We start from the raw sequence: 24299 nt of genomic DNA, 5'->3' as shown, positions 1-24299 counted from the left end.
GTGCCTGGAGCTGCTGCGGTGCCTGGAGCTGCTGCGGTGCCTGGAGCTGCTGCGGTGCCTGGAGCTGCTGCGGTGCCCGGTGCTGCCGTGCCGCCCACCCCCATCGCCGAGACCACGGAGAACCAGTCATGAACCGCGACGAACCGCTCGTCCTCGGGATCGAGACGAGCTGCGACGAGACCGGCATCGGCATCGTCCGCGGACGCACCCTGCTGTCCAACACGATCGCGTCGAGCATGGACGAGCACGCCAGATACGGCGGCGTCGTCCCCGAGGTCGCTGCGCGCGCACACCTCGAAGCCCTCGAACCGACGATCGCCGCGGCGCTCGCCGAAGCCGGCGTGACCCTGCAGGAACTGGACGCCGTCGCCGTGACGAGCGGGCCGGGGTTGTCCGGTGCGCTGATGGTCGGCGTCGGGGCTGCCAAGGCGCTCGCGGTGTCGCTCGGGAAGCCGCTCTACGCCGTCAACCACCTCGTCGGCCACGTTGGCGCGGACATCCTCGACACCGCGGACGGGCCGTTCGAATATCCGACCATCGCCCTGCTGGTCTCGGGCGGGCACACCTCACTCCTCCTCGTGCGGGACCTCGTCTCCGACGTCGAACTGCTCGGCGAGACGATCGACGATGCGGCCGGCGAGGCCTTCGACAAGGTCGCACGTGTCCTCGGGCTGCCGTACCCCGGCGGTCCGCAGATCGACCGTGCCGCAGCCTCCGGCGACCCCAAGGCGATCCGGTTCCCGCGCGGCCTGAGCCTGCCGAAGGACATGGCGGCGCATCGCTACGACTTCTCGTTCTCCGGGCTGAAGACCGCCGTCGCCAGATGGGTCGAAGCACGGGAGGACGCCGGTGAGGTCGTCCCGACCGCCGACGTCGCCGCGAGCTTCCGGGAGGCGGTCGTCGACGTGCTCGTGACCAAGGCGATCGCCGCCTGCACCGACCTCGGCGTTCCCCGCCTGCTCCTCGGCGGCGGCGTCATCGCGAACGCCCGTCTCCGCGAGGTCGCAGCCGAGCGCACCGCGGCGGCCGGCATCGCGCTCCGCATCCCGCCGCTGCAACTCTGCACCGACAACGGGGCGATGATCGCGGCGCTCGCGTCCCAGCTCATCACGGCCGGGAACGAGCCGTCGTCGCTCGACTTCGGGGCGGATTCGACGCTGCCGGTGACGGAGATCCAGGTCCGCTGATCACGAACGCATAGGATGGCGGCGTGCGGCATCGGTGCGACATCGCCCGGCTGCGTGCGAGCAGAGGAGACTCCATGACCGATCAGACGATCCCTCCCGTCGAGCCAGGGCGGCAGTCGGAGCCTGTGCAGCAGCCTGTCGTGCAGCCTGTGCAGCAGCCTGTCGTGCCTCCTGTGCTGCCGCCAGTGCAGCAGCCGGTGGCGCCTCCCGCGCAGCAGCAGCCGTACCCGCCGCTCTACCCGCCGACGGGACAGGTGCCGCAGGCGCAGCCGGGGCTCTACCAGCAGCCGGCCCAGCCGTCGCACGGACAGCCGCAGGCGCAGTACCAGCAGCAGCCCACCTTCCTGCAGACGGTGCCGACCGCGATCTATCAGGCGCCGAGCACCGGCGGATACCCCGCGTACCAGGGCGAGTACCACGGGCCGGGCGCCCGCCAGCTGCCGCAGACGTCGACTCGCGCCGTCTGGGCCCTCGTCACGGGGATCATCGGTCTCGTCATCTCGATCTTCGTCGGATGGGGATTCCCGTTCTCGATCGCCGCGATCGTGCTCGGCTTCCTCAGCCGGCAGCGTGAGACCACCCGTCGCGGATTCGCGCTCACCGGCATCGTCACGGGCTTCGTCGGTCTGGTGCTGTCCGCCGGGTGGTTGACCTACAGCATCGTGACGATCATCGGGTATCTGCGTTCCTGACGGGTTGCGCGCGCGCACCTGTTCGTGAGCGCGGTGCGCGTACAGCCCGCGCTCGCGGTGGAGACCCGCGCTCACGCCTACGCGGGCCTGGCTAGGCGACGCGCTCGACGAGGAGCGCGGTGTGCTTGCCGTCGACGCGCGTCAGGATGACGGTCGCCTGACGGTCGCCCTTGAGCGAGAGCCTGCGTCGCAGCGCTGCCGGATCGACGTCGACGCCGCGCTTCTTGATCTCCAGGACGCCGATGCCACGCTCCTTCATCGCGCGCTTGAGCGTCTTCTCGTCCATCGGGAGCCGTTCGAGGACCCGGAACGCCGTCGCGAACGGAGACGCGACCGCTGCGTCGCCGGTCAGATACGCGATGCCGGCCCCCAGCATCCTGGCGCCCAGCTGTTCGGCGAGCATGCCGATGAGACGGGCACGGATGACCGACCCGTCCGGTTCGAAGACGTACTCGCCGAGCGGACGCACGGCGGCATCGTCCACATCGGCCTCTGCGTGGAGCTCGTGATGGCCGTCGTCGTCGATGAGCAGCGCGGACCGCTTGATCCCCGGGCGTGCGAGCGCACCGAACCACAGGCCCATCTCGACGAGCGCGCCATCGACAGACACCCACTGCGCCTCGGCTTCGGCGGGGATGAGGCTCCGGTCGAAGCCCGGCCCGAACTTCACGCCCGTCGGCAGGCGCCCGGCAGCGTCCCACACCGTGTCGAGCGATGGCGTGTAGTCTGCGGCATCGGTCAGCCGGCTCGTATTGCCGTGGCCGGCCGTGCGCCTGGCCGGATCGAAGTAGACCCCGTCGAATGCTCCGAGATCGATGCCTTCCGCGGGCTCATTGCGCACGCTCGCGTTCGGGAAGGGGGCGAGGTTGTAGCTCGCGATGGCGGCCGTGACCTCGTCGATGTCGACAGCGGTGACGTCGAGATCGATCGCGGCCATGGCCATCGCGTCTGCACCGATGCCGCAGCCGAGGTCGGCGACGCGACGGACGTCGGCCTGCGCGAAGCGACCGGCGTGCAGCGCGGCGACCGGGAGTCGCGTCGCCTGCTCAAGGCCGGCCTCCGTGAAGAGCATGCGCTCGGCGAACGGCCCGAACTTCGCGGTGGCCTTCGCCCGGAGACGCGACTGCGTCAGCACGGCCGCGACGAGTGCGGGGGAGTGCCCGTCCGCGCGGAGCCTGCCGACGAGTCGCACGGCTTCGTCCTTGGACGGGTACGGTGGGAGGGAATCGAGCAGTCGGAGGCCGTCAGCGGTCAGGAGTTCGACGAGTTCGCTGCGTTCCACGTCAGCGCTTCCCTGCGATGGCACTGTGCATCCGGCAACGGTATCAGTCGCAGGTTGGCACTCGCGTTGCGTGAGTGCCAGAACATCCCTAGACTGGAATTAGCGCTCTCACAATGAGAGTGCTAACACGTCTTCGTCTTAAGAAAGAGGTCAACCGTGTCGGTCTCCATCAAGCCGCTCGAGGATCGCATCGTCATCAAGCAGGTCGAGGCAGAGCAGACCACCGCGTCCGGTCTGGTCATCCCTGACACCGCCAAGGAGAAGCCCCAGGAGGGCGAGGTCGTGGCAGTGGGCCCCGGTCGCATCGACGACAACGGCAACCGCGTCCCCCTCGACGTCGCCGTCGGCGACAAGGTGATCTACTCCAAGTACGGTGGCACCGAGGTCAAGTACGCCGGTGAGGACTTCCTGGTCCTGTCCGCTCGCGACGTCCTCGCAGTCGTCGTCCGCTAGGACACCAGCAACTTCGCAACACCACAGCCCGGATGGCGGAAACCATCCGGGCTGTGTCTGTTAACCGAGCGACCGTGCTGTTTCCGCCACGTACGATGAGAACAATGCAGACACCATCCGATCCCGCCGCAACAACGACTCCGAGCGAAGTAGGTTCGGGTGCTGGGACGGCCGGTGGTGCCGGCGCTGGAGGTGGCGTGGCCTCTGGAGCTGGTGGGTCGGGTTCCGGTGCAAAGCGGCCCGCGCACAGCCGAAGCGGCCTGGTGTACGCGTTCGCCGCCTACGGGCTGTGGGGCTTCCTCCCGCTGTACTTCATCGCCCTCGCTCCGGCCGGCGCACTCGAGGTCGTTGCATGGCGCGTGCTGTTCTCCCTCGTCTTCTGCGTCGTCCTGATCACGGCGACCCGCACCTGGCGGAAGCTCATCGCCCTGCTCCGGCAGCCGCGGATCATGTTCACGATGGGCGCGGCCGGCGCGCTCATCTATGTGAACTGGCTCACCTACGTCTTCGCGACGCTCACCGGGCACGTCGTGGAGGCGTCGCTCGGCTACTTCATCAACCCGATCGTGACCGTCTTCCTCGGCGTCTTCTTCCTGCGGGAACGGTTGCGACCGGCGCAGTGGGTCGCCGTGGGCGTGAGTCTGCTCGCCGTGCTCGTCCTCGCGATCGGCTACGGGAGCCTGCCGTGGATCGCGCTCGTGCTCGCATTCTCGTTCGGGTTCTACGGCTACATCAAGAAACTCGTCGGCGGTTCGGTCGATGCCGTGTCCGGGTTGACGATCGAGACCGTGTGGCTCACCCCCGTCGCGATCGTGCAGCTCATCGTCGTCAGTGTGATGGGCGGGCTGACCTTCGGCACGGTGAGCGTGTGGCACACCCTCCTGCTCGTGAGCGCCGGGGTCATCACGGCCGTCCCGCTGCTCTTCTTCGCCTCTGCGGCGCGTCGCCTTCCGCTCACCTGGATGGGATTCGTGCAGTACTGCGCACCCGTGCTGCAGTTCATCGTCGGGGTCGCGATCCTCCACGAACCGATGCCGCCGGAGCGTTGGCTCGGGTTCGGCCTCGTCTGGGTCGCGCTCGCCGTCCTCACGGTCGACCTGCTGCTGTCCGGTCGGCGTGCGCGACGCGCCGAGCCCGTCGCGCGGACGGCATGACGGCATGCTCGTCCGGATGTCCGTTGCATGATTCCCAGGAACGTGGGAATAGCGGCGCGTAACACTCGGTTACCATGGAGATATCGCCGGAACGGTCCGCCCTTCCGGTGTTTTTTGACATCCCGATGCGGATGACGTGCTGATGAAAGGGAAAGATGGACCAGCCTGATCCGTTCGGTTTTGTAGGACTCACGTATGACGACGTCCTGCTGTTGCCCGGGCACACCGACGTCATCCCCAGCGAAGCGGACACGTCGTCGCGGTTGACCAGGCGGATCTCCGTCGCCACCCCGCTCCTCTCGAGCGCCATGGACACGGTGACCGAAGCGCGCATGGCCATCGCCATGGCTCGTGAGGGCGGCCTCGGCGTGCTGCACCGCAACCTCTCCATCGCGGACCAGGCCGACCAGGTCGACCGGGTGAAGCGCAGCGAGTCCGGCATGATCACGAACCCCGTCACCACAACGCCCGACGCCACCGTGGCAGAGGTGGACGAGCTCTGCGGCCAGTTCCGCATCTCCGGTCTGCCCGTCGTCAACGGCGAGGGCATCCTCGTCGGCATCGTCACGAACCGCGACATGCGCTTCGTCTCGCCGTTCGAGAAGGCGACCACGAAGGTCAGCGAAGTCATGACCAGCACCGGTCTCATCACGGCACCGGTCGGCACCGACCGCAACACGGTCATGGCGCTCCTCGCGAAGCACCGCATCGAGAAGCTGCCGCTCGTCGACGAGGCCGGCAAGCTCAAGGGCCTCATCACGGTCAAGGACTTCGAGAAGAGCGAGAAGTACCCGCTCGCCACGAAGGACGACGACGGCCGCCTGCGCGTCGGTGCAGCCATCGGCTTCTTCGGCGACGCGTGGAGCCGTGCAGGGTCGCTCCTCGACGCCGGTGTCGACGTCCTCGTCGTCGACACGGCCAACGGTGACAGCGCCGGTGTGCTGGACGTCATCCGCAAGCTCAAGGCGGACCCCGCGTTCGCGAACGTCGACATCATCGGCGGCAACGTCGCGACGCGTTCCGGCGCCCAGGCGCTCATCGACGCAGGCGCCGACGCCATCAAGGTCGGCGTCGGCCCTGGCTCCATCTGCACCACGCGCGTCGTCGCCGGTGTCGGTGTGCCGCAGGTCACCGCCGTCTACGAGGCGTCGCTCGCTGCTCGCGAGGCCGGCGTCCCGCTCATCGCCGACGGCGGTCTGCAGTACTCGGGCGACATCGCGAAGGCGCTCGTCGCCGGCGCGGACACCGTGATGCTCGGTTCGCTCCTCGCCGGAACGGACGAGAGCCCGGGCGACCTCGTGTTCGTCGGTGGCAAGCAGTTCAAGAACTACCGCGGCATGGGATCCCTCGGCGCCCTCCAGACGCGTGGCAAGAAGACGTCCTACTCCAAGGACCGCTACTTCCAGGCCGATGTCCCCACGGACGACAAGCTCATCCCAGAGGGCATCGAAGGCCAGGTGCCGTACCGCGGACCGGTCTCGGCTGTCGCCTACCAGCTCATCGGCGGCCTGCGCCAGACGATGTTCTACGTCGGTGCGCGCACGATCCCCGAGCTGAAGGCGAAGGGCAAGTTCGTCCGCATCACGCCGGCCGGACTCAAGGAATCGCACCCGCACGACGTGCAGCTGATGGTGGAGGCGCCAAACTACCGCAAGTAGTCGGCCCGTCGCCCGAAGGCCCCGTTCGCTCACGCGACGGGGCCTTCGCCGTTTCCGGAGCACAGCCATCGCCGCGGTGTTGATCCACGCCCGGACCCGGAGCACGAATCCTGTTCCGGACACCCCTACCGGTAGGCTGAGTTCGTGAGTATGGATATCGAGATCGGCCGGTCGAAGCGCGCACGTCGCGCCTACGCATTCGACGACATCGCAGTGGTGCCTTCCCGGAGGACCCGCGACCCCCAAGACGTCTCCGTCTCCTGGGCGATCGACGCGTACCAGTTCCAGATCCCCGTGCTCGCAGCACCGATGGACTCCGTCGTCTCGCCGACGACCGCCATCATGATGGGCCAGCTCGGCGGCGTCGGCGTCCTCGACCTCGAGGGCCTCTGGACGCGGTACGAGAACCCGGAGCCCCTGCTCGCAGAGATCCGCTCCCTGCCGGCCGGGCGTGCGACGTCGCGCATGCAGGAGATCTACGCGGCGCCCATCAAGCCTGAGCTCGTGACCGCTCGCCTCGCCGAGATCCGTGCCGCAGGCGTCACCGTCGCCGCTGCGCTCTCGCCGCAGCGCACCCAGGAACTGTACGAGACCGTCGTCGCCGCCGGTGTCGACCTCTTCGTCATCCGCGGAACGACCGTCTCCGCCGAGCACGTCTCCAAGAACCAGGAGCCGCTCAACCTCAAGAAGTTCATTTACGAGCTCGACGTCCCCGTCATCGTCGGCGGCGCCGCCACCTACACGGCTGCGCTGCACCTCATGCGGACCGGTGCTGCCGGTGTGCTCGTCGGCTTCGGCGGCGGTGCGGCATCGACCACCCGCGCATCGCTCGGCATCCACGCACCGATGGCCACGGCGGTCGCCGATGTCGCCGGTGCACGTCGTGACTACCTGGACGAGTCGGGCGGACGCTACGTCCACGTCATCGCCGACGGTGGTCTCGGCACCTCCGGCGACATCGTCAAGGCCGTCGCCATGGGCGCGGACGCCGTGATGCTCGGAACAGCGCTCGCGCGTGCGACCGACGCCCCAGGCGGCGGTTGGCACTGGGGTGCGGAGGCGCACCACCCGCACCTGCCTCGTGGACGTCGCGTAGAGGTCGGCACCGTCGCACCGCTCGAAGAGATCCTCTACGGCCCGTCGCCCGTCTCGGACGGCACGGCCAACCTGATCGGTGCACTGCGCCGCTCGATGGCGACCACCGGCTACTCGGATCTCAAAGAATTCCAGCGGGTCGAAGTGGTTGTAGCTCCCTACCAGTCGCACTAGCCTCGGAAGGAGAGCCTCGACGACGAGCGCCTGCTGTCGCAGGAGCTTTCGGGGCGAACCGGAGAGCGGAGTTCGACGATGACAACGACCACCACGAACGGCATCACACGGTCCACCAAGCTCGGTCAGGAAGAGCGGGCTGCTGCGATCGAAGCGCTCAAATCGAACGAGCTCGACATCCTCGTGGTGGGTGGTGGCATCGTCGGAACCGGCAGTGCGCTCGACGCGGTCACCCGAGGACTGAGCACGGGGCTCCTCGAAGCTCGCGACTGGGCGAGCGGGACGTCGAGCAGGTCGTCGAAGCTCGTGCACGGCGGCATCCGATACCTGGAGCAGCTCGATTTCCGTCTCGTCCGTGAGGCGCTCATCGAGCGCGGGTTGCTGCTGCAGCGCATCGCCCCGCACCTCGTGAAGCCCGTGCGGTTCCTCTATCCGTTGAACAAGCCGGTGTTCGAGCGTCTCTACATCGGTGCGGGCATGTTGCTGTACGACGCCTTCAGCTGGACGGGCGGGCGTCCTCCTGGCGTCCCGCACCACCGCCACCTGTCGAAGCGTCAGGTGCTGCGCTCGATCCCGAGCCTCAAGGCGGACGCGTTCGTCGGCGGGCTCACCTATTACGACGCGCAAGTCGACGACGCACGCTACGTCGCGTCGCTCGCGCGTACGGCCTCGTCGTATGGCGCCCATGTCGCGAGCAGAGTCAGGGTCGAAGGGTTCATCAAGGTCGGGCAGCGCGTCGTCGGGGTGAACGCACACGATCTGCAGACCGACGAGCGATTCGAGATCCGCGCCAAGCAGGTCGTCAACGCGACGGGTGTCTGGACCGACGACACGCAGTCGATGGTCGGTGAGCGCGGCCAGTTCAAGGTGCGCGCATCGAAGGGCATCCACCTCGTGGTGCCGCGCGACCGGTTCCAGTCGAACATGGGCCTGCTGCTGCGCACCGAGAAGAGCGTGCTGTTCGTCATCCCGTGGGGCCGGCACTGGCTCATCGGCACGACCGATACCGACTGGCATCTCGACAAGGCGCATCCTGCGGCGACGGCTGCCGACATCGACTATCTGTTGGAGCACGTCAACAAGGTGCTTGCCGTCCCGCTCACCCGCGAGGACGTCGAAGGCGTCTACGCCGGGTTGCGCCCACTGCTCGCGGGCGAGTCGGAGCAGACCTCGAAGCTGTCGCGTGAGCACCTCGTCGCGCATTCCGTGCCCGGGCTCGTCGTCATCGCCGGTGGCAAATGGACGACGTATCGGGTGATGGCGAAGGACGCGATCGATGCGGCGGTGGACGCGCTCGACGGCAAGATCCCCGCGAGCGCGACCGAGAACATCGCGCTCCTCGGGGCGGAGGGATACCAGGCCGCCTGGAACAAGCGGGGCAAGATCGCGAAGGCGTTCAAGGTCCATGAGGCGCGGATCGAACACCTGCTCAACCGGTACGGTGTGCTCGCGGACGAGGTGCTCGATCTGATCAAGCATCGTCCGGAACTCGCCGATCCGCTGCCTGGCGCCGACGACTACATCGGCGCAGAGGTCGTGTACGCGGCGTCCCACGAGGGCGCGTTGCACCTCGAGGACGTCCTTGCACGGCGGACGCGCATCTCGATCGAAGCCTGGGACCGGGGTGTCTCGGCAGCTCCCGTCGCCGCGAAGCTCATGGGGGAGGTGCTCGGTTGGGACGAGGCCCGCGTCGACAAAGAGGTGAACTTCTATCTCAAGCGCGTTGCCGCTGAGCGCGCGTCCCAGGAGCAGCCGAACGACGAGTCCGCCGACCGCGTGCGCCTGGAGGCTCCCGACATCGTCCCCGGCGACTAGGCCGAGCGGGCGCCGCGGCGCGTGACGGTGTGAGCGCGGGTTGATGCCGCGAGCGCGGGGGCGACCGAGCCCGCGCTCACGGCGCAAGCCCGCGCTCGCGAAGTAGAGCGGATTCATGCGGAGGCGCGGAGCATCGGGGCGGTCGCGGTCATCCGGGGCACTCCGGCTGCCTCGAGGATGCGCGCGAGGCGCACCGGGTCGTGGAGATCGGCCCAGGTGATGCGGACGACGCGCAGACCGAGCGCGCGCAGCCGGTCCTCGCGTCGTTTCTCGGCGAGCACGATGTCGGCCGCCGACCGTCCGCGGGTGTACTCGTCGTTGACGTATTTCTGCTTGCCGTCGAATTCGAGCACCACGCCGTACTCCGGCCAGTCCGCATCGGTATTGCCGATGTGGCCGTCCGCGTCGAAGAATGCGTGCTGCAGCCGTGGGGGAGGGAAACCGAGCAGTCGGAGCTGGAGGCGCATCAACGATTCTCCACCGTTGTCTGCGGCGCCGTCGGCGAAGTCGATCACGTACTTCGCCTGCCGTGTGCCGCGGCGGCTCACACAGGCGTTCAGTTCCGACTGGAGCTCGTCCCGAGTGGTGAGCTCGGATCGGAGAGCGCGATCGGCTGCCGCGGCGGCGCTTGCGAGCGGAGCAGACATCGCGAGATCGAGAACGGTCCGCGGGACAGCGGTGACGGCGTGTCCTGCACGGATGCCACTGTTGAACACGGCGGAGGTCGTGTGGCGGATGATGCCCGGCGCGGATCGACCGCCGGCGTCGCCGGTCGTGATGGTGTGCACAGCGCTCGGCCAGGGGCCGATGATCGGGAGCTCCCACAGCGAGGCCGCGGAGTAGTGGCTGAACACGGCATCCTTCCGGAGCACGAGCGCAGCCGCCCGGACGTGCGCGCGGTACTGCTGATCCGGCGTCAGCCTCGCCCAGTTCGTCGCCAGCATGTGCACTCCCGTGCGGAGTCGGACGAGCCTGCCATCGCGTCGTGCCCGCTCGATGAGCCGGTCGGCGCCGATCGCACGGGCGTCACGGGTGAGGAGGAATCCGTCTGGCCGCACGATGGCGGCGAGTTGTGCATCGGTCATGTCTCACGGTCGCGCACCGTGAGGCGCCGCATCGGTGGACATCGCACAATTGTGGACAACTCGCGTCGTTCGAGGCGTGTGGAGAACTCTCCAACCGTGGGGTGCACGGGTGCGAGCGCGGGTCTGTGCCGCGAGCGCGGGGTGGCTGCGACCCGCGCTCGCGGCGCCGGGGCGTGCGTGCGCGAGCGCATCGCGCTGCACAAGGATCAGAGAGCGGGGGCGAGGAGGAGCGGGGACGAGGGGGCGGCGGCGAGGCGGGGAGGAACGGGGAGCGAGCGCAGCGCGCTGAGCCGTGGGCGAACTCGGGACGAGGGGACAGGCGGGGCGGATACACTTGAAGGACTGCCACAACAAGCCTGAGGAGTTCAACATGGTGGATGTTCGGCGGGTCAAACTTCCCGGGGTGGGAGTCCTGCACACCTTCGTCACCGATGACGGCGGCAAAGTCGGCGTCATCGCCCACCGCTCCGGCCACAGCGACCTCATCACCTTCGCCGACTACGAGGACGGCGCAGACGCCACCAAGGTGTCGCTCCGCCTCAACGAAGACGAGGCGCACACCCTCGCAGAACTCCTCGGTGGCACGCAGATCACGGAATCGCTCACCGCACTCGACCAGATCCCCGGCCTCAGCATCGACTGGTTCACCGTCGACTACGAGGACCACATCGCCGGTCAGCCGCTCGGCAACCCGGCCGAGAAGGGCATGGTCGGACTGACCGTCGTGGCCGTCGTCCGCGGAGAATCCGCGAACCCGGCACCTGCAGCAGACTTCCGGGTCTTCCCCGGCGACACACTCGTCGTCGCCGGCAGCCCAGAGAAGGTCGCGAAGGCGTTCACCTACTTCCGCTCCGGTGAGCTGAAGACCAAGGTCGCCGTGGACGCTCCGCCCGGAGGCTAGGCATGCACTTCGCCGCCGCAGCCGAGGGCTCCAACGTCGGTCAGGACCTCGTGGTCCTCGGGGCCCTCTTCGTCATCGCCTACGCGCTCGGCCGCCTGGGGAAGCTCATCGGGCTGCCCTCCATCCCGGTGTACATGCTCGTCGGCCTGCTCGCGAGCCCGCACACCGGCTGGTTCCCACTCAACTTCCCCGGCGCGCAGATCGAACTCATCGCGGTCTTCGGCCTCATCCTGCTGCTGTTCAACCTCGGACTGGAATTCGACCAGGACGAGTTCATCGGCAACGCAGGCAAACTCATCATCTCCGGCGGCTCCTACATCCTCGTCAACATGGCGGCCGGCCTCGTGTTCGGCTTCCTCGTGGGCTGGGGCACCCGTGAAGCGCTCATCATCGCCGGCATCACCGCGACGAGTTCGAGTGCGATCGTCACCAAACTCCTCATCGAGCTCAAACGGCTGACGAACGCCGAGACCCCGATGATCCTCGGGGTGACCGTGGTGGAGGACATCTTCATCGCCATCTACCTCGCGATCGTCGGCGTTGTGCTGAGCGGCGAGACCGAGCTGTGGCCCGTGATCGGGAAGCTCGCCATCGCGTTCACCTTCATCCTCGTGATGTTCGCCGTGGCGAGGTTCGGCGGGAAGCTCGTATCGAGGCTCTTCCGGACCAAAGACGACGAGCTCTTCACGATCCTGTTCTTCGGACTCGCGGTCGCGTTCGGCGGCATCGGCGAACTCCTCGGCGTGACCGACGCCATCGGCGCCTTCCTCATCGGCCTGGTCCTCGGTGCGACGCGCTTCCGGAACAAGATCGAACAGGTCGCCGTGCCGTTGCGCGACGTCTTCGGCGCGTTCTTCTTCCTGAATTTCGGCCTCGCGCTCGACGCGTCGAAGTTCGGCACGGTCATCCTGCCCGTGGTGATCGCCGTGCTGATGACGGTCTTCCTGAACGTCGTCGCCGGGCAGTTCGTCGCCTGGCTCAACAAGTTGGGGCCGCAGGCCGGCATCAACGCGTCGGTGATCCTGCAGAACCGCGGCGAATTCGCGCTCATCCTCGCGACCCTCTCGCTCAGCGCAGGACTCGACCCGCGCATCCAACCGTTCGCGGGCCTGTACGTGCTCATCATGGCGATCATGGGCCCCATCGTCGCCGGCCAGTCCGAACGGATCGGTGCGTTCGTGCTGCGCACAGGCAAGAAGAAGCGCACACGGCAGACGAAGACCAACCCCATCGTCGACGAGGAGATCGCCCTCGTCGAAGCGGCGACGGCGACCGAGGATCCGGACGCGCCGACGACCGAGACCGAGCAAGCCGCCATCGACCGCCTCGTCGAGCAGGCGATGAACCAGTCAGACGACCCCCCTGTGCGAAAGCGAGAACCCGATTACTAGCGACATCCCGGCCAAACCGGGAACCCTCATCTCCCTGATGGTGCGCCCCAGATGGATCGCGCTCCTGTTCCTCGCACTCGCCGTGGCCGCTGCCTTCGCCGCACTGAGCCAATGGCAGCTGTCGCGCGCGATCGAATCCGGTCAGGTCGTCAGCCAGGACACCGAGACGCCGCGTGCGCTCGACGACGTGCTGAAGCCGGGCAAGGGCATCATCGAAGCCGCAGCAGGGCAGAAGGTCACGGTCGACGGCACCTGGGTGCCGGGGGACTACCTCGTCGTCGGCAACCGGGTCAACCACGGTGAGCTGGGGTACTGGGTCACCGGACACCTCGCAACCGACCGGAGCGACCAGGCCGGACTCGCCGTCGCGATCGGTTGGACGCCGGATCGCAGCGTCGCAACCGACGCCGTCGCGAAGCTCAACCGCTCCGCCATCGGCGGCCAGGTGGAACTGACCGGTCGGCTGACGCCGCCGGAGGGTCCGTCCGCCAATGCGGCGAACGTCGACCCGATGGACATCAACGCGATGTCGGTCGCCGACCTCCTCGGGCGCTGGCAGCACATGGACGGCGTCGTCGTGTACACGGCGTTCGTCGTCGACGACCAGGCGCTCCCAGGTCTCGAAGCCATCGCATCGCCGGCTCCCAGCCAGGAGGTGGAGCTCAACTGGCTCAACGTGTTCTATGCGGTGGAATGGGTCGTGTTCGCCGGATTCGCCGTGTTCCTCTGGTACCGACTCGCGAAGGACGCCTGGGAACGCGAGCGGGAGGAATACGAGGACTTCCTGTCCGGAGGGTCCGGAGGGTCCGGAGGGACCGATGGGGCCGATGCGGCCGGTCCGACGCCCAGCCTGCCCCGGGTAGACTGAACCCATGCCTCTCCAGCCGAAACCTGAGACGTTTCCTGCCATCCGGAGCGCGCTGAAGTTCTATCAGATCTCCGCGCCCATCACCGGTGTGCTCCTCCTCGCCCTCTGCGGCGAGATGATCATGAAGTACATCTTCGGCCTCGAGCTGGAGCTCGGCGGCGCCTACGGATTCCTGGCCTTCGTGCCCGAGGGATCCGTCAAGGCCGTCAACCTCAGCACCGGTCTCCTCATCGTGCACGGCTGGTTCTACGTCGTGTACCTCTTCGCCGACTTCCGTGTGTGGAGCCTCATGCGCTGGAACTTCCTGAAGTTCCTGTGGATCGCCCTCGGCGGCGTCGTCCCGTTCCTCTCCTTCTACTTCGAACGCCGGATCCCGCGCGAAGTGAAGGGCTACCTCGCTGGTCGCGAATCCGAGCTGACCGCACAATCCGTGGAGTCAATGCAGTGACAGAACCCACCACAGCGTCACCCGACGCGGCGACGATCCAGGGGCCAAGGCCCGTGCTCGTCGTCGACTTCGGTGCGCAGTACGCCCAGCTGATCGCACGCCGTGTGCGCGAAGCCGGTGTGTACTCCGAGATCGTGCCCCACACGGTCACCGCGGCCGAGATCGCCGAGAAGAACCCGGTGGGCATCGTCCTGTCCGGCGGGCCTTCGAGCGTCTACGAGGACGGTGCGCCGTCGCTCGACGAGGGCATCCTCGAGCTCGGCATCCCCACCTTCGGCATCTGCTACGGCTTCCAGGTCATGGCGAAGCAGCTCGGCGGCGAGGTCTCACAGACCGGCGCCCGCGAGTACGGCGCCACCGACGCATCGCTCACGATCACCGACAGTGTGCTCCTGGACGGTCAGCCGGCCGACCAGAACGTGTGGATGAGCCACGGCGACTCCGTGTCGAAGGCCCCGGAGGGCTTCGCGGTCCTCGCCTCCACAGCGTCGACCCCCGTCGCCGCGTTCAGCAACGTCGAGCGCGGCCTGTACGGCGTGCAGTGGCACCCGGAGGTCAAGCACAGCGACTACGGCCAGCAGGTGCTCGAGAACTTCCTCCACCGCGCGGCCGGCATCCCAGCCGACTGGAACAGCGGCAACGTCATCGCAGAGCAGGTCGATCGAATCCGCGCCCAGGTGGGCGAGGGCCAGGTCATCTGCGGCCTCTCCGGCGGCGTCGACTCTGCGGTTGCAGCCGCACTCGTGCACAAGGCCGTCGGCGACCAGCTCGTCTGCGTCTTCGTCGACCACGGCCTCCTCCGCAAGGACGAGCGCCGCCAGGTCGAGGAGGACTACGTCGCAGCCACCGGTGTGCGCCTCGTTACGGTCGATGCCCGTGAGCAGTTCATGACGGCCCTCGCCGGCGTGAGCGATCCGGAGCAGAAGCGCAAGATCATCGGTCGCGAGTTCATCCGCACCTTCGAGCAGGCTGAAGCGGCACTCGTCGCAGAAGCAGCTGAGGGCGGGGAGCCGATCAAGTTCCTCGTGCAGGGCACGCTCTACCCGGACGTCGTCGAGTCCGGCGGCGGAACCGGCACGGCCAACATCAAGAGCCACCACAACGTCGGCGGACTGCCGGAGGACCTGCAGTTCGAGCTCGTCGAGCCGCTCCGCACCCTCTTCAAGGACGAGGTACGCGCCATCGGCCGCGAGCTCGGCCTGCCGGAGGTCATCGTCGGCCGCCAGCCGTTCCCCGGCCCAGGTCTCGGCATCCGCATCGTCGGTGAGGTCACGGCTGAGCGCCTCGACCTGCTGCGCGACGCAGACGCCATCGTCCGTGAGGAGCTCACGGCAGCCGGCCTCGACCAGGAGATCTGGCAGTGCCCGGTCGTCCTGCTCGCCGACGTCCGTTCCGTGGGCGTCCAGGGCGACGGCCGCACCTACGGCCACCCCATCGTGCTGCGCCCTGTCTCCTCCGAGGACGCCATGACGGCCGACTGGACGCGCCTGCCGTACGACGTGCTGGCTCGCATCAGCAACCGCATCACCAACGAGGTCAAGGACGTGAACCGCGTGGTTCTCGACGTCACCTCGAAGCCACCGGGAACCATCGAGTGGGAGTGATCCCGCTCGGCTGAGTGCCGATGATGAAGGCCCGTTCCCCCAGGGGAGCGGGCCTTCATCATGTCCAGAGTGCATCCGCCGACGCAAGAGGCCCGCTCCCAGACGGGAACGGGCCTCTCGACGAATGCGCGCGACGAGTTGTCAGTTGCGCGAGATGGCGAGCAGACGCAGGATCTCGACGTAGATCCAGACGACCGTCACCATGATGCCGAACGCGCCGCTCCAGCCGTACTTGCGCGGTGCACGGTTCTGCACACCACGCTGGATGAAGTCGAAGTCGAGCACGAGCGAGTACGCGCCCATGAGCACCGCGAAGATGCCGATGGCGACGCCGAGCGGGATACCGAAGATCGTTGTGCCGTAGAGGCCGAACGGGCTCTGGATGACGCCGGTGAACACGAGGACCAGGTTCAGCAGCTGGAAGACGCCGTAGCCGACGATGGCGACGAGGAAGACCTTGGTGACCTTCTTGGACGCGCGGACCTTGCCGCTGGCGAAGAGGGCCAGCGTGACGCCGACGACCGCGAGGGTGGCGAGGATGGCCTGCGGGACGACACCGCTCCACAGGGTCTCGTAGAGCTTCGAGATACCGCCGATGAACAGACCCTGGAACGCCGCGTAGGCGAGGATGAGGCCGGCGACCGGCTCCTTCTTGAAGGAGTTGACGAGTCCGAGGACCAGACCGCCGACGAGGCCGACGATCATCGGGAGGGACGTGCCGCTGTTGCCCGTCCAGATCCAGGAGACCACCGCGAGGGCGACGAGGACGGCGAACCCACCGAGCGTCTTCCAGATGGTGTCCTCGACCGTCATGCGGTCCGAGGTGTCGACCGTGTTGGACGTGGGGGTGTTGTAGAGCGCCTGCAGTTGCTCGGCCGTCATGGAGGCCTGAGCGGCCTGCGCAGCTTGCGCGCCGCCGTTCTGGGCGAAGGCCGGGTTCTTGGAGAACGCCGGGTTGTCGAGTGCCATGGCTGATTCCTACTCTCAGTCGTGGAGGCTGGTGATGCGCCATACGACGCTTCTGGCACCAAGAGTACCGGAATTCACTGAGAACGGGCCGGTTCCAGCGGAAGTTCGCGGTGGGCGGAAGCCGCACGGTTAGAGTGATCTGGTGCGTTCAGACTCCCCACACAAGCCCCTCGTCATCGGCCATCGCGGAGCGGCGGGCTACCGCCCGGAGCACACGCGCTCATCGTACGAACTCGCGTTCGCGCAGGGAGCAGATGCGGTCGAGCCGGACCTCGTCGCCTCGAAGGACGGAGTGCTCGTCCTGCGCCACGAGAACGAGATCTCCGGGACGACCGATGTCGCGACCCGGCCCGAGTTCGCGGACCGTCGCACGACGCGTGTTGTGGACGGGGAGACGCTCGACGGCTGGTTCACGGAGGACTTCACCTGGGAGGAACTGTCGACGCTCCGCGCGAGGGAGCGCATCGCGGACATCCGCCCGGGCAGTGCGGCGTTCGACGGGCAGGAACCACTGCTGCGATTCGTCGATCTGGTCGAGCTCACACGCGAGGCGTCCCTCGCTGCCGGGCGACCGTTGCAGATCGTCGCCGAGATCAAGCACGCGAGCCACTTCGCCTCCATCGGCCTGCCGCTCGACGAGCTGTTCGCCGCGGAACTGCAGGCCATCGGGTTCGGTTCGGATGCCAGGGACGGCCGGCTCATCGTCGAATCGTTCGAGCAGTCGGTCCTGCTCCAGCTGCGTGAGCGCGGTGTTGAAGCCGAGCTGATCTACCTCGTGGAGCAGTCTGGACGGCCGGCCGATCTCATCGCCCGGCTGGGGGAGGACGCGCCGACGTACGCGGAACAGGTGACCGATGCCGGACTGGCCGCACTGGCAGGTTCGGTCGACGGCATCAGCGTCGACAAGGCGATGCTCCTCGTGGTCGACGCCGATGGAGCGGTCACGGGGACGACCGACCTGGTGGAGCGCGCGCACCTGGCCGGACTGGTGGTCTACACCTGGACGCTGCGGCCGGAGAACGCGTTCCTCGCACGCGGCAATCGCCTCGGCGAGGATCCGGCTGCGCACGGCGATTGGCGGGCGGAGTTCGCGAGCGTCCTGTCGACCGGCCTCGACGGTGTGTTCCTCGACCAGCCGGACCTCGGCGTGGCGGCGCGGCGTTCACTGGGGTAGCCGTCGGCGCCTGGCATGTCGGGGGCTGCACCTAGACTTGATGACGATATGGCGAGCACTCCTTCTTCGAACGCCGACGCCGTGCAACCGGTCATCGTCGGCTGGCCCGTGGCATCCATCCCCAGCGAGCCAGCGGGCTCGGACTCGCGCGAGCAATCGGGCACGTCGGCCGCTGCACGACTGCTGGAGGGGCTGAACCCGCAGCAGCGCATCGCCGTCGAATACCGGGGCCAGGCGTTGCTCATCGTCGCGGGCGCAGGCTCGGGCAAAACGAGTGTGCTGACGCGTCGCGTCGCCCTCCTGCTCGAACAGCGCGAGGCATGGCCGAGCCAGATCCTCGCGATCACGTTCACCAACAAGGCTGCAGCCGAGATGCGCGAGCGGGTCGAGGCGCTCGTCGGCCAGGCCGCGTCCGGCATGTGGATCTCCACCTTCCACTCGGCGTGTGTGCGCATCCTGCGTCGCGAGGCGGAGCACTTCGGGTTCACCAAGAACTTCACGATCTACGACAGCGGCGACCAGCGTGCGCTCCTGAAACGGATCATCAAGGAACTCGAAGCCGATGCGTACGGGTTCACCCCGTCCAACGCCTCCGCGAAGATCTCCAAACTCAAGAACGAGCTGTCCGACGTGGACAGCTACGCGAGGACGATCAACACGAACGACCCGCAGGAGGTCGTGTTCCTGCAGATCTTCCGCAAGTACACGAAGGCGTTGTCCGACGCGAACGCGTTCGACTTCGACGACCTCATCAGCCAGACGGTCTTCCTCTTCCGCGCATTCCCGCATGTGGCTGCCACGTATCAGAAGCGGTTCCGGCACATCCTGGTCGACGAGTACCAGGACACGAACCACGCGCAGTACTCCCTCATCCGCGAGCTCACGCGCGCCCCGCAGACGGACGCGGGGCAGTTCGACGTCCTGGCCCCGGAAGGGGCGTCGTTGACGGTCGTCGGCGACTCCGACCAGTCCATCTACGCCTTCCGCGGCGCCGACATCCGCAACATCACCGAGTTCGAGCGCGACTTCCCAGGTGCGAAGGTCGTGCTGCTGGAACAGAACTACCGGTCGACGCAGAACATCCTCTCCGCGGCCAACGCCGTGATCTCCAACAACTTCGACCGCAAGGACAAGAAGCTCTGGACCGCCGTCGGCGACGGAGAGAAGATCGTCGGCTTCACGGGGTATTCGGGCCACGACGAGGCGCAGTTCATCGCCGACGAGATCGAGAAGCTGCACAGCGCAGGCACCGCATACAGCGAGATCGCGGTGTTCTACCGGACCAACGCGCAGACACGTGCGCTTGAGGAGATCTTCATCCGGGCCGCGCTGCCGTACCGGATCATGGGCGGCACGAAGTTCTACGAACGCGCCGAGATCAAGGATGCGCTCGCGTACCTGGTCTCGGTCGCGAACCCGGCCGACATCCTCGCACTGCGACGGATCCTCAACACCCCGAAGCGCGGTATCGGCCCGGCGACGGAGACGGCGCTGCAGACGTTCTCCGAGAACAACGGCGTGAGCTTCCGCGAAGCCATGCGGCAGGCGGACGCCCTCGGGCTCGGGCCGAAGGTGACGGGCGCCATCTTGACGCTGTCGGCGCTTCTGGACGAGGCGCAGGCACTGTTGGATGCGGCATCGGAATCCGACCGGTCCACGGCGTCGGCGGTCGCCGTGAGCGACGTGCTGACCCTGCTCGTGTCCAAGAGCGGCTACCTCGACTCGTTGCGGATGAGCCGCGACCCGCAGGACGAGGCGCGCGCGGAGAACGTCGACGAGCTCATCGCGGTGACGAAAGAATTCGCGAAGAACAACCCGGACGGCACACTCCTCGACTTCCTGACCGAGGTCTCCCTCGTCGCGGCGGCCGACGATCTCGACGACGCGACCGGCAGTGTGTCGCTCATGACGCTGCACACGGCCAAGGGGCTCGAGTACAACGCCGTGTTCCTGACCGGCATCGAGGAGGACCTCCTCCCGCACCGCATGTCAGCCAACGAGCCGGGCGGACCGGCAGAAGAGCGTCGCCTGTTCTACGTGGGCATCACGAGGGCGAAGCAGCGGTTGTACCTGTCGCTCGCGATGACCCGGGCACAGTACGGCGAGACGGCCGTCGCGTTGCCGAGCCGGTACCTGCAGGAGATCCCGGCAGACCTCATCGAGTGGCGGCAGTCGCCCGGAACGGTGAACGGTCGTGGGGGAACGCAGTCGCGGGCGCTCAATGCCAAGCGCGGTTCGTCGACGGACCGATGGTCGGTCCGATCGCTTCCGGAGGGCGCATCCGCCGGTGACACCCGCTGGTCCGGCGGGTCGAGCAAGGCTCCTGGCGACCCGGCCGTGTGGGCGAACCGCATCACGAACAAGGTCCGCGACAACGGCGACCTCGAACTCGCTCCAGGAGACCGCATCAAGCACGCCGACTTCGGTGAGGGGCGGGTCAATCAGGTCACGGGTGAGGGCGCGAAGCGCATCGCTCATGTCCAGTTCGACGCGGCCGGCGCGAAGAAGCTACTGATCAAGATCGCGCCCATCGAGAAGATCTGAGCGGTGTGCCCAGGGCGTCGAGGACGCTCTAGGCTGGCTCCATGGGCCTGTTCTCGAAGCGCAACTCATCCGACGCCGATGCCGCCGACGGTGCGGACGATCTGACCGCGGCCGGGGCTGCGTCCGGAGCGGAAGGAGCCGACGGAGCGGACGGAGCCGCTGCGGCGAGTCCGAAGGCGGCCGACGCGACTGCAGCTTCTGACGCACCAGAAGGTTCCGACGCGAACGAGGCGCCGGTGCCGCACGTGTCGATCTCGGTGACGGGGGTGTCAACGCCGTTCGGCGGTCCAGCGCCGGCGCTGGCGCAGCCGGAGGCGGCAGAGGCTGCCGAGGAGGAACAGGCTCGCGCCGATGCGCCGGAGGAGAACGTAGATCTTGGTCAGGCGCTGGCATCTCTGCCGGAGGCCGAGGACCAGCGGGGCATGCTCCACGTGCTCCGTCAGAGCCTGCAGGGCAAGCTCCTGCTGTCGACCAACGCGGAGGGCATCTCCCCGGAGAGCCAGGCGGAGGGGCGCGTCCCACTCGGGGTGTACCGCGACGACGAGGGTGCGGTCTTCCTGCTGGCCTACACGTCATCGCTCGACCTCGAACACGCGCGGAGCGAGGGCGAGACGCTGTACGGCGTCTCCGTTCCAGCGCTGTGGGCACTGGAACAGGCGACGAGCGACGCGTACGCGGGCATCGTGCTGAACCCGGCGTCCGAAGGCATGAGCGCCGTCATCCCGAAGGAGCTCGTCAAGCGCATGCTGGGTGACGGACGGAACAACAACGCCGCGAAGCAGGCGCTGTCGCAGCCTCGCCTCGTCGACGCCGAGGAGCGCGTCGTCGCGGCGCTCGCCGAGTTCGGCTGCTTCGTCGCCGGTCGGGCCGACGTGGATGAGAACGGTGTTCGGACGGCCGTCGGCATCGCGGAGAGCCGGATGGGCGACCGTCGCCTCCTCGAGGTCTTCACCTCGCCGCTCGAGATCGCCGCACTCGGCAGAGGCGATGACGCGTACCCGCTCACGAGCGAGGAGCTCGCCAAGGCGCTGCTGAGCGACGAGGACCTCGCGGGGATCATCGTGAACCCCGCTGCACCGTGGCTCGACCTCGACCGCTCCCAGCTGACGGCACTGCTCGCGAAGGGCTGAGCCGCCGCGCAAGCCGCAGTGCAGCACCGAGGGCGAGCAGGCTGACGCCGGCGAGGATCGCGGTGGCCGTGAACGAATCGTCGACCCCGGTCTCCGGCAGCCTCGCCGAGGCCCCCGGAGGTGTGCCGGCTGCGGCCGGCGGCGGGACGTCGACGCTCGGCAGCGGAGGCACGGTCGTCGTCTCGCTCGCGACGCCGAACGCCGACTGCCACGGCCTGATCGATGCCCGTCCCAACTCGATCGGGGTGTCCTCGGGCTCGATGCGATCGACCCAGACGTAGTGCCCCGCGGCCTGGAGCACACACGGGGGTGTGGTGTATCTGCCGGGGCCCTGGTCGATGAGCGTCTCGACGTCGCAGACGACGCCGGCGCCTTCCGGGATCGTCGGTGATTCGACGGGGGTCTCGGTGAACGGGCCGAGGAGCCGACTCCGCACAACGACGGGCACCGGTGTGAACGGCCCGCCGTCCGGCCCGACCATGCCCCACTCGGAGGCGAGACCGTCGCCCGGAACGACGTCGATGTCGAGTTGATCGGTGATCTCGGCGCCGACTTCGGCGATCGCAGTGGAGGTGGTGGTGACGACCGACGGCTGGAACGGCAACGAGGTGATCCGCGTGACGCCACGATCGGCGCTCGCGCGGACGTCCGTCGGCTCTGCGATGAGGAGGCTCTGGGCATTGCCGGTGCTGCGTGCCACCGTCAGCGTCCGCCCGTAGGGGAGGTCGGGGAACGACACCTCGGCTGCGAGATCGACGATCGCGGATCCGTTCGCCGGTCGCACGGTGTAGCTTTCGCCGTTCGCGATCTCGCGGGTCGTCGACCCGTCGTCGAAGACGCCGCCCGTGAGGGTCGCGGTACCGGTGTGCGTCGACATCGGCAGTGTGGTCGAGCCGCCGGAGAGCTCGTCGACCATCAGGTCAGCGCGCAGCACGTCGTTCCCGTCCGTGCCGCGGTCGAGATGCACCTCGGCGGATGCTGCCCTGGAAGCTCCGCCGGGGCCGTCCGCCGCGGCGAGCATGTCTCGTGCGCGTTGCAGCACCCGGTCCTGTGCCGCGCCGGCCCGTTTCGACACGAGCTCTGGCGAGCGCCCGCCGAGACCGGTGAGGATCCACGTGGCGAGCTGCCCTGCCGCCGCGGTGTCGGCATCGGTCGAGGCGCCCCATCGTCTGGAGACGTACGCGAGCCGCGCGGCGGTGTCGGCCGTGTACCAGCCGAGTACCGTCTCCTCGAGCAGCTCGTAGCCGTGCCCGGGCGGGATGGGGCGGTCGAGGTCGACGCAGAAGCCAACATGGCCGTCGTCGAGCGCCCACGACCCGAGCCATCGGCCGTCGACCGGGCTGCGGTGGCCGTATGCCGGGCCGGTAGCGGTGAGCGCGTGGGCGGGCGCGGTCGCGGTTCCGAGCACGACGGTCAGCGCGAGGAGCGCACCGAGCCAGGCGGCGAGCCGAGTGCCGAGTCGACAACCGAGCCGGCAGCGAGTCCGGATGCGGAATCGACGGCGTGCTCTCCGCGGCGGAGACGGTGGTCGACGCACACCGGAGGCGGGTGCGGGTGTGGGGGCGGGTGTGGATGGCTGTGATGCGGCTGAGGTGATCGAAGTCATCTCCCCATGGTGTGATCATGGGGAGCGCGAAAACGGCGCCGGGGAAATCTGTGGATAACTCGGCAGCCGCATCGACCTGTGGAGGAACGTGGGATTCGGCCCGGTCAGCGTGCCGCGCGCATCCGCTTGAGATAGTGGTCGGCTGTCGCTCCTCGGACGGCGTGGGGGAGCTTCGGCCACACACGGCGCGCGAATCGGACGCGACGGTCGAAGCGCCCCTGCTGTCGCGCCGACCAGGTGAATCCGTAGCCCGCACGCAGTTCAGGCGGCAGGAGCGCCGCCGTCACGAGGCGGACGTTCGGCATCAGCCATCGAATGAACCACGGCGCCGACCGTGCCGTCAGGAGCTCGTCGGCGACGTGCCTCGCCTCGGAGGTGACGTGCAATTGCGCGAGGCGGTCGTCCCAGTACCTGGCGAAGTCCGACCGCGTCGCCGGCCAGAGCTCGGCCGGCACCTGCAGGCTCGTGCCGATGACGGCGTACTCACGATGAACGCGCTCCGCCGATGCGTCGTCGAGCGGTCCGAAGACGAGTTCGTAGACATGCACGGCGGTGTCGTAGAGCGTCGCTGCGACCCACAACTGCAGTTGGGCGTCGAACGCCGAATAGCCTGGGGCGGCCTCATCCGTGCGCGCACGGACCGGGACGTGCGCGCGGTTGACGCGCCGCGCAGCATCGCGCTGTTCCTCCGGCGTGCCGAGCGCGACGGCGTAGACGTAGGTCAGCGTCGCGTGGAGGCGGTCGAGTGGACGCTCGGAGAAGCCGCTGTGCCGCGCGACGCCTGCTCCGATGGCCGGATCGGCGATCTGCAACAGGACGGCCCGTCCGGCGCCCGTGATGAGGATGCCCTCCCGGGCGAGGTCCGCCATGCTCGTCATGCCCCGACGATAGCCTGCCGGGCTGGGCGGCTGCGGGGTCTCCTCCACAGGCGCCGTGATCATTGCGGTATCCACAGTTCACCTGTGAGCGACCTGCGAGCGTCGGCGCTGGGGGTAGAGTCGTCACTGGCCCTTTTTCTCTCGCCGCCGAGATAACGCGCGGTCGAAAATCGCCACGAACCTCACAGCAG

At 68.0% G+C, this 24299-nt stretch carries 20 protein-coding genes; 15 read left to right on the top strand and 5 right to left on the bottom strand.

Translation table 11 applies throughout. The features are described 5' to 3' along the window. Positions 1-128: 128 nt before the first annotated feature. Together tsaD and ACL9RL_RS10220 are read left to right on the top strand one after the other, a co-directional pair. Entirely contained in the window at positions 129-1187 is a 1059-nt protein-coding gene (tsaD, locus tag ACL9RL_RS10225) for a tRNA (adenosine(37)-N6)-threonylcarbamoyltransferase complex transferase subunit TsaD (RefSeq protein WP_422780135.1), read from the top strand. A 74-nt stretch (positions 1188-1261) separates the two neighbouring features. Then, positions 1262-1879, top strand: coding sequence for a DUF4190 domain-containing protein (locus ACL9RL_RS10220; protein ID WP_422780134.1), 618 nt, complete (start codon positions 1262-1264; stop codon positions 1877-1879). Positions 1880-1970: 91 nt separating this feature from the next. Here the strand turns inward: ACL9RL_RS10220 and ACL9RL_RS10215 are convergent, their stop codons facing one another. Continuing rightward, positions 1971-3161, bottom strand: coding sequence for a THUMP-like domain-containing protein (locus ACL9RL_RS10215; protein WP_422780133.1), 1191 nt, complete (start codon positions 3159-3161; stop codon positions 1971-1973). 156 nt (positions 3162-3317) lie between these two features. On the opposite strand from ACL9RL_RS10215, the gene groES reads away from it, so the two are divergent. The 5 genes from groES to ACL9RL_RS10190 all read left to right on the top strand — a co-directional run bounded on the left by groES (position 3318) and on the right by ACL9RL_RS10190 (position 9510). After that, positions 3318-3614: a co-chaperone GroES gene (groES, locus tag ACL9RL_RS10210; RefSeq protein ID WP_066041091.1), complete on the top strand. Its 297-nt coding sequence runs from the start codon at positions 3318-3320 to the stop codon at positions 3612-3614. Positions 3615-3709: 95 nt separating this feature from the next. Further along, positions 3710-4768 carry an EamA family transporter RarD gene (rarD, locus tag ACL9RL_RS10205; RefSeq protein ID WP_422780132.1) on the top strand — a complete coding sequence of 353 codons (1059 nt, stop codon included), beginning with the start codon at positions 3710-3712 and terminating at the stop codon, positions 4766-4768. 155 nt (positions 4769-4923) lie between these two features. After that, positions 4924-6426 carry an IMP dehydrogenase gene (gene guaB / locus ACL9RL_RS10200; RefSeq protein ID WP_422780131.1) on the top strand — a complete coding sequence of 501 codons (1503 nt, stop codon included), beginning with the start codon at positions 4924-4926 and terminating at the stop codon, positions 6424-6426. 150 nt (positions 6427-6576) lie between these two features. Next, positions 6577-7695 carry a GuaB3 family IMP dehydrogenase-related protein gene (locus ACL9RL_RS10195; protein WP_422780145.1) on the top strand — a complete coding sequence of 373 codons (1119 nt, stop codon included), beginning with the start codon at positions 6577-6579 and terminating at the stop codon, positions 7693-7695. 78 nt (positions 7696-7773) lie between these two features. Beyond that, positions 7774-9510, top strand: a complete 1737-nt coding sequence (locus tag ACL9RL_RS10190) for a glycerol-3-phosphate dehydrogenase/oxidase (RefSeq protein ID WP_422780130.1) — start codon at positions 7774-7776, stop codon at positions 9508-9510. A 113-nt stretch (positions 9511-9623) separates the two neighbouring features. Here ACL9RL_RS10190 and ACL9RL_RS10185 read toward each other — a convergent pair whose 3' ends face one another. Next, positions 9624-10595 (bottom strand): hypothetical protein, encoded by a 972-nt coding sequence (locus tag ACL9RL_RS10185; RefSeq protein ID WP_422780129.1) that lies wholly within the window; start codon positions 10593-10595, stop codon positions 9624-9626. A 370-nt stretch (positions 10596-10965) separates the two neighbouring features. Here ACL9RL_RS10185 and ACL9RL_RS10180 point away from each other — a divergent pair, with 370 nt between their 5' ends. From ACL9RL_RS10180 to guaA, 5 genes are read left to right on the top strand one after another with little or no spacing between them, the layout of a single operon-like run. Continuing rightward, the gene (locus ACL9RL_RS10180) at positions 10966-11496 is read left to right on the top strand and encodes a cation:proton antiporter regulatory subunit (protein ID WP_422780128.1); all 531 of its coding nucleotides are present in this window, start codon (positions 10966-10968) and stop codon (positions 11494-11496) included. Between the two features lie 2 nt (positions 11497-11498). Beyond that, the gene (locus ACL9RL_RS10175) at positions 11499-12887 is read left to right on the top strand and encodes a cation:proton antiporter (protein ID WP_422780127.1); all 1389 of its coding nucleotides are present in this window, start codon (positions 11499-11501) and stop codon (positions 12885-12887) included. Between the two features lie 37 nt (positions 12888-12924). Beyond that, positions 12925-13755, top strand: coding sequence for an SURF1 family cytochrome oxidase biogenesis protein (locus ACL9RL_RS10170; RefSeq protein WP_422780126.1), 831 nt, complete (start codon positions 12925-12927; stop codon positions 13753-13755). A 4-nt stretch (positions 13756-13759) separates the two neighbouring features. Continuing rightward, positions 13760-14203 (top strand): DUF3817 domain-containing protein, encoded by a 444-nt coding sequence (locus ACL9RL_RS10165; RefSeq protein ID WP_422780125.1) that lies wholly within the window; start codon positions 13760-13762, stop codon positions 14201-14203. Further along, entirely contained in the window at positions 14200-15807 is a 1608-nt protein-coding gene (guaA, locus tag ACL9RL_RS10160) for a glutamine-hydrolyzing GMP synthase (RefSeq protein ID WP_422780124.1), read from the top strand. The genes ACL9RL_RS10165 and guaA overlap by 4 nt, the downstream gene beginning before the upstream one ends. Positions 15808-15948: 141 nt before the next feature. Here the strand turns inward: guaA and ACL9RL_RS10155 are convergent, their stop codons facing one another. After that, on the bottom strand, positions 15949-16776 hold the full coding sequence (locus tag ACL9RL_RS10155) for a Bax inhibitor-1/YccA family protein (RefSeq protein ID WP_422780123.1): 828 nt from the start codon (positions 16774-16776) through the stop codon (positions 15949-15951). A gap of 142 nt (positions 16777-16918) precedes the next feature. Between ACL9RL_RS10155 and ACL9RL_RS10150 the strand changes: the two genes are divergently transcribed. The 3 genes from ACL9RL_RS10150 to ACL9RL_RS10140 are packed head-to-tail and all read left to right on the top strand — an operon-like array spanning position 16919 to position 21624. Further along, entirely contained in the window at positions 16919-17950 is a 1032-nt protein-coding gene (locus tag ACL9RL_RS10150) for a glycerophosphodiester phosphodiesterase family protein (protein ID WP_422780122.1), read from the top strand. A 48-nt stretch (positions 17951-17998) separates the two neighbouring features. After that, positions 17999-20494 (top strand): ATP-dependent helicase, encoded by a 2496-nt coding sequence (locus ACL9RL_RS10145; RefSeq protein ID WP_422780121.1) that lies wholly within the window; start codon positions 17999-18001, stop codon positions 20492-20494. Positions 20495-20535: 41 nt separating this feature from the next. Then, positions 20536-21624 carry an SseB family protein gene (locus ACL9RL_RS10140; RefSeq protein WP_422780120.1) on the top strand — a complete coding sequence of 363 codons (1089 nt, stop codon included), beginning with the start codon at positions 20536-20538 and terminating at the stop codon, positions 21622-21624. Here the strand turns inward: ACL9RL_RS10140 and ACL9RL_RS10135 are convergent. Together ACL9RL_RS10135 and ACL9RL_RS10130 are read right to left on the bottom strand one after the other, a co-directional pair. Beyond that, a complete protein-coding gene (locus tag ACL9RL_RS10135; RefSeq protein ID WP_422780119.1) occupies positions 21551-23230 on the bottom strand; it encodes a hypothetical protein in 1680 nt (559 codons plus the stop codon). The two genes, ACL9RL_RS10140 and ACL9RL_RS10135, sit on opposite strands and share 74 nt — an antisense overlap. A 104-nt stretch (positions 23231-23334) precedes the next feature. Beyond that, positions 23335-24108 carry an oxygenase MpaB family protein gene (locus tag ACL9RL_RS10130; protein ID WP_422780118.1) on the bottom strand — a complete coding sequence of 258 codons (774 nt, stop codon included), beginning with the start codon at positions 24106-24108 and terminating at the stop codon, positions 23335-23337. Positions 24109-24299 lie beyond the last annotated feature (191 nt).

It is taken from the genome of Plantibacter sp. Mn2098, assembly GCF_049319745.1.
Classification (GTDB): Bacteria; Actinomycetota; Actinomycetes; order Actinomycetales; family Microbacteriaceae; genus Plantibacter.
Note: the sequence above shows the minus strand (reverse complement) of the source record. Positions and strands in the feature narration are given on the sequence as shown.

Coding starts and splice junctions, on each gene's coding strand:
- tsaD (WP_422780135.1), top strand. CDS start 129: ATGAACCGCGACGAACCGCTCGTCCTCGGGATCGAGACGAGCTGCGAC.
- ACL9RL_RS10220 (WP_422780134.1), top strand. CDS start 1,262: ATGACCGATCAGACGATCCCTCCCGTCGAGCCAGGGCGGCAGTCGGAG.
- rarD (WP_422780132.1), top strand. CDS start 3,710: ATGAGAACAATGCAGACACCATCCGATCCCGCCGCAACAACGACTCCG.
- guaB (WP_422780131.1), top strand. CDS start 4,924: ATGGACCAGCCTGATCCGTTCGGTTTTGTAGGACTCACGTATGACGAC.
- ACL9RL_RS10195 (WP_422780145.1), top strand. CDS start 6,577: ATGGATATCGAGATCGGCCGGTCGAAGCGCGCACGTCGCGCCTACGCA.
- ACL9RL_RS10190 (WP_422780130.1), top strand. CDS start 7,774: ATGACAACGACCACCACGAACGGCATCACACGGTCCACCAAGCTCGGT.
- ACL9RL_RS10185 (WP_422780129.1), bottom strand. CDS start 10,595: ATGACCGATGCACAACTCGCCGCCATCGTGCGGCCAGACGGATTCCTC.
- ACL9RL_RS10180 (WP_422780128.1), top strand. CDS start 10,966: ATGGTGGATGTTCGGCGGGTCAAACTTCCCGGGGTGGGAGTCCTGCAC.
- ACL9RL_RS10175 (WP_422780127.1), top strand. CDS start 11,499: ATGCACTTCGCCGCCGCAGCCGAGGGCTCCAACGTCGGTCAGGACCTC.
- ACL9RL_RS10170 (WP_422780126.1), top strand. CDS start 12,925: ATGGTGCGCCCCAGATGGATCGCGCTCCTGTTCCTCGCACTCGCCGTG.
- ACL9RL_RS10165 (WP_422780125.1), top strand. CDS start 13,760: ATGCCTCTCCAGCCGAAACCTGAGACGTTTCCTGCCATCCGGAGCGCG.
- ACL9RL_RS10155 (WP_422780123.1), bottom strand. CDS start 16,776: ATGGCACTCGACAACCCGGCGTTCTCCAAGAACCCGGCCTTCGCCCAG.
- ACL9RL_RS10145 (WP_422780121.1), top strand. CDS start 17,999: ATGGCGAGCACTCCTTCTTCGAACGCCGACGCCGTGCAACCGGTCATC.
- ACL9RL_RS10140 (WP_422780120.1), top strand. CDS start 20,536: ATGGGCCTGTTCTCGAAGCGCAACTCATCCGACGCCGATGCCGCCGAC.
- ACL9RL_RS10135 (WP_422780119.1), bottom strand. CDS start 23,230: ATGACTTCGATCACCTCAGCCGCATCACAGCCATCCACACCCGCCCCC.
- ACL9RL_RS10130 (WP_422780118.1), bottom strand. CDS start 24,108: ATGACGAGCATGGCGGACCTCGCCCGGGAGGGCATCCTCATCACGGGC.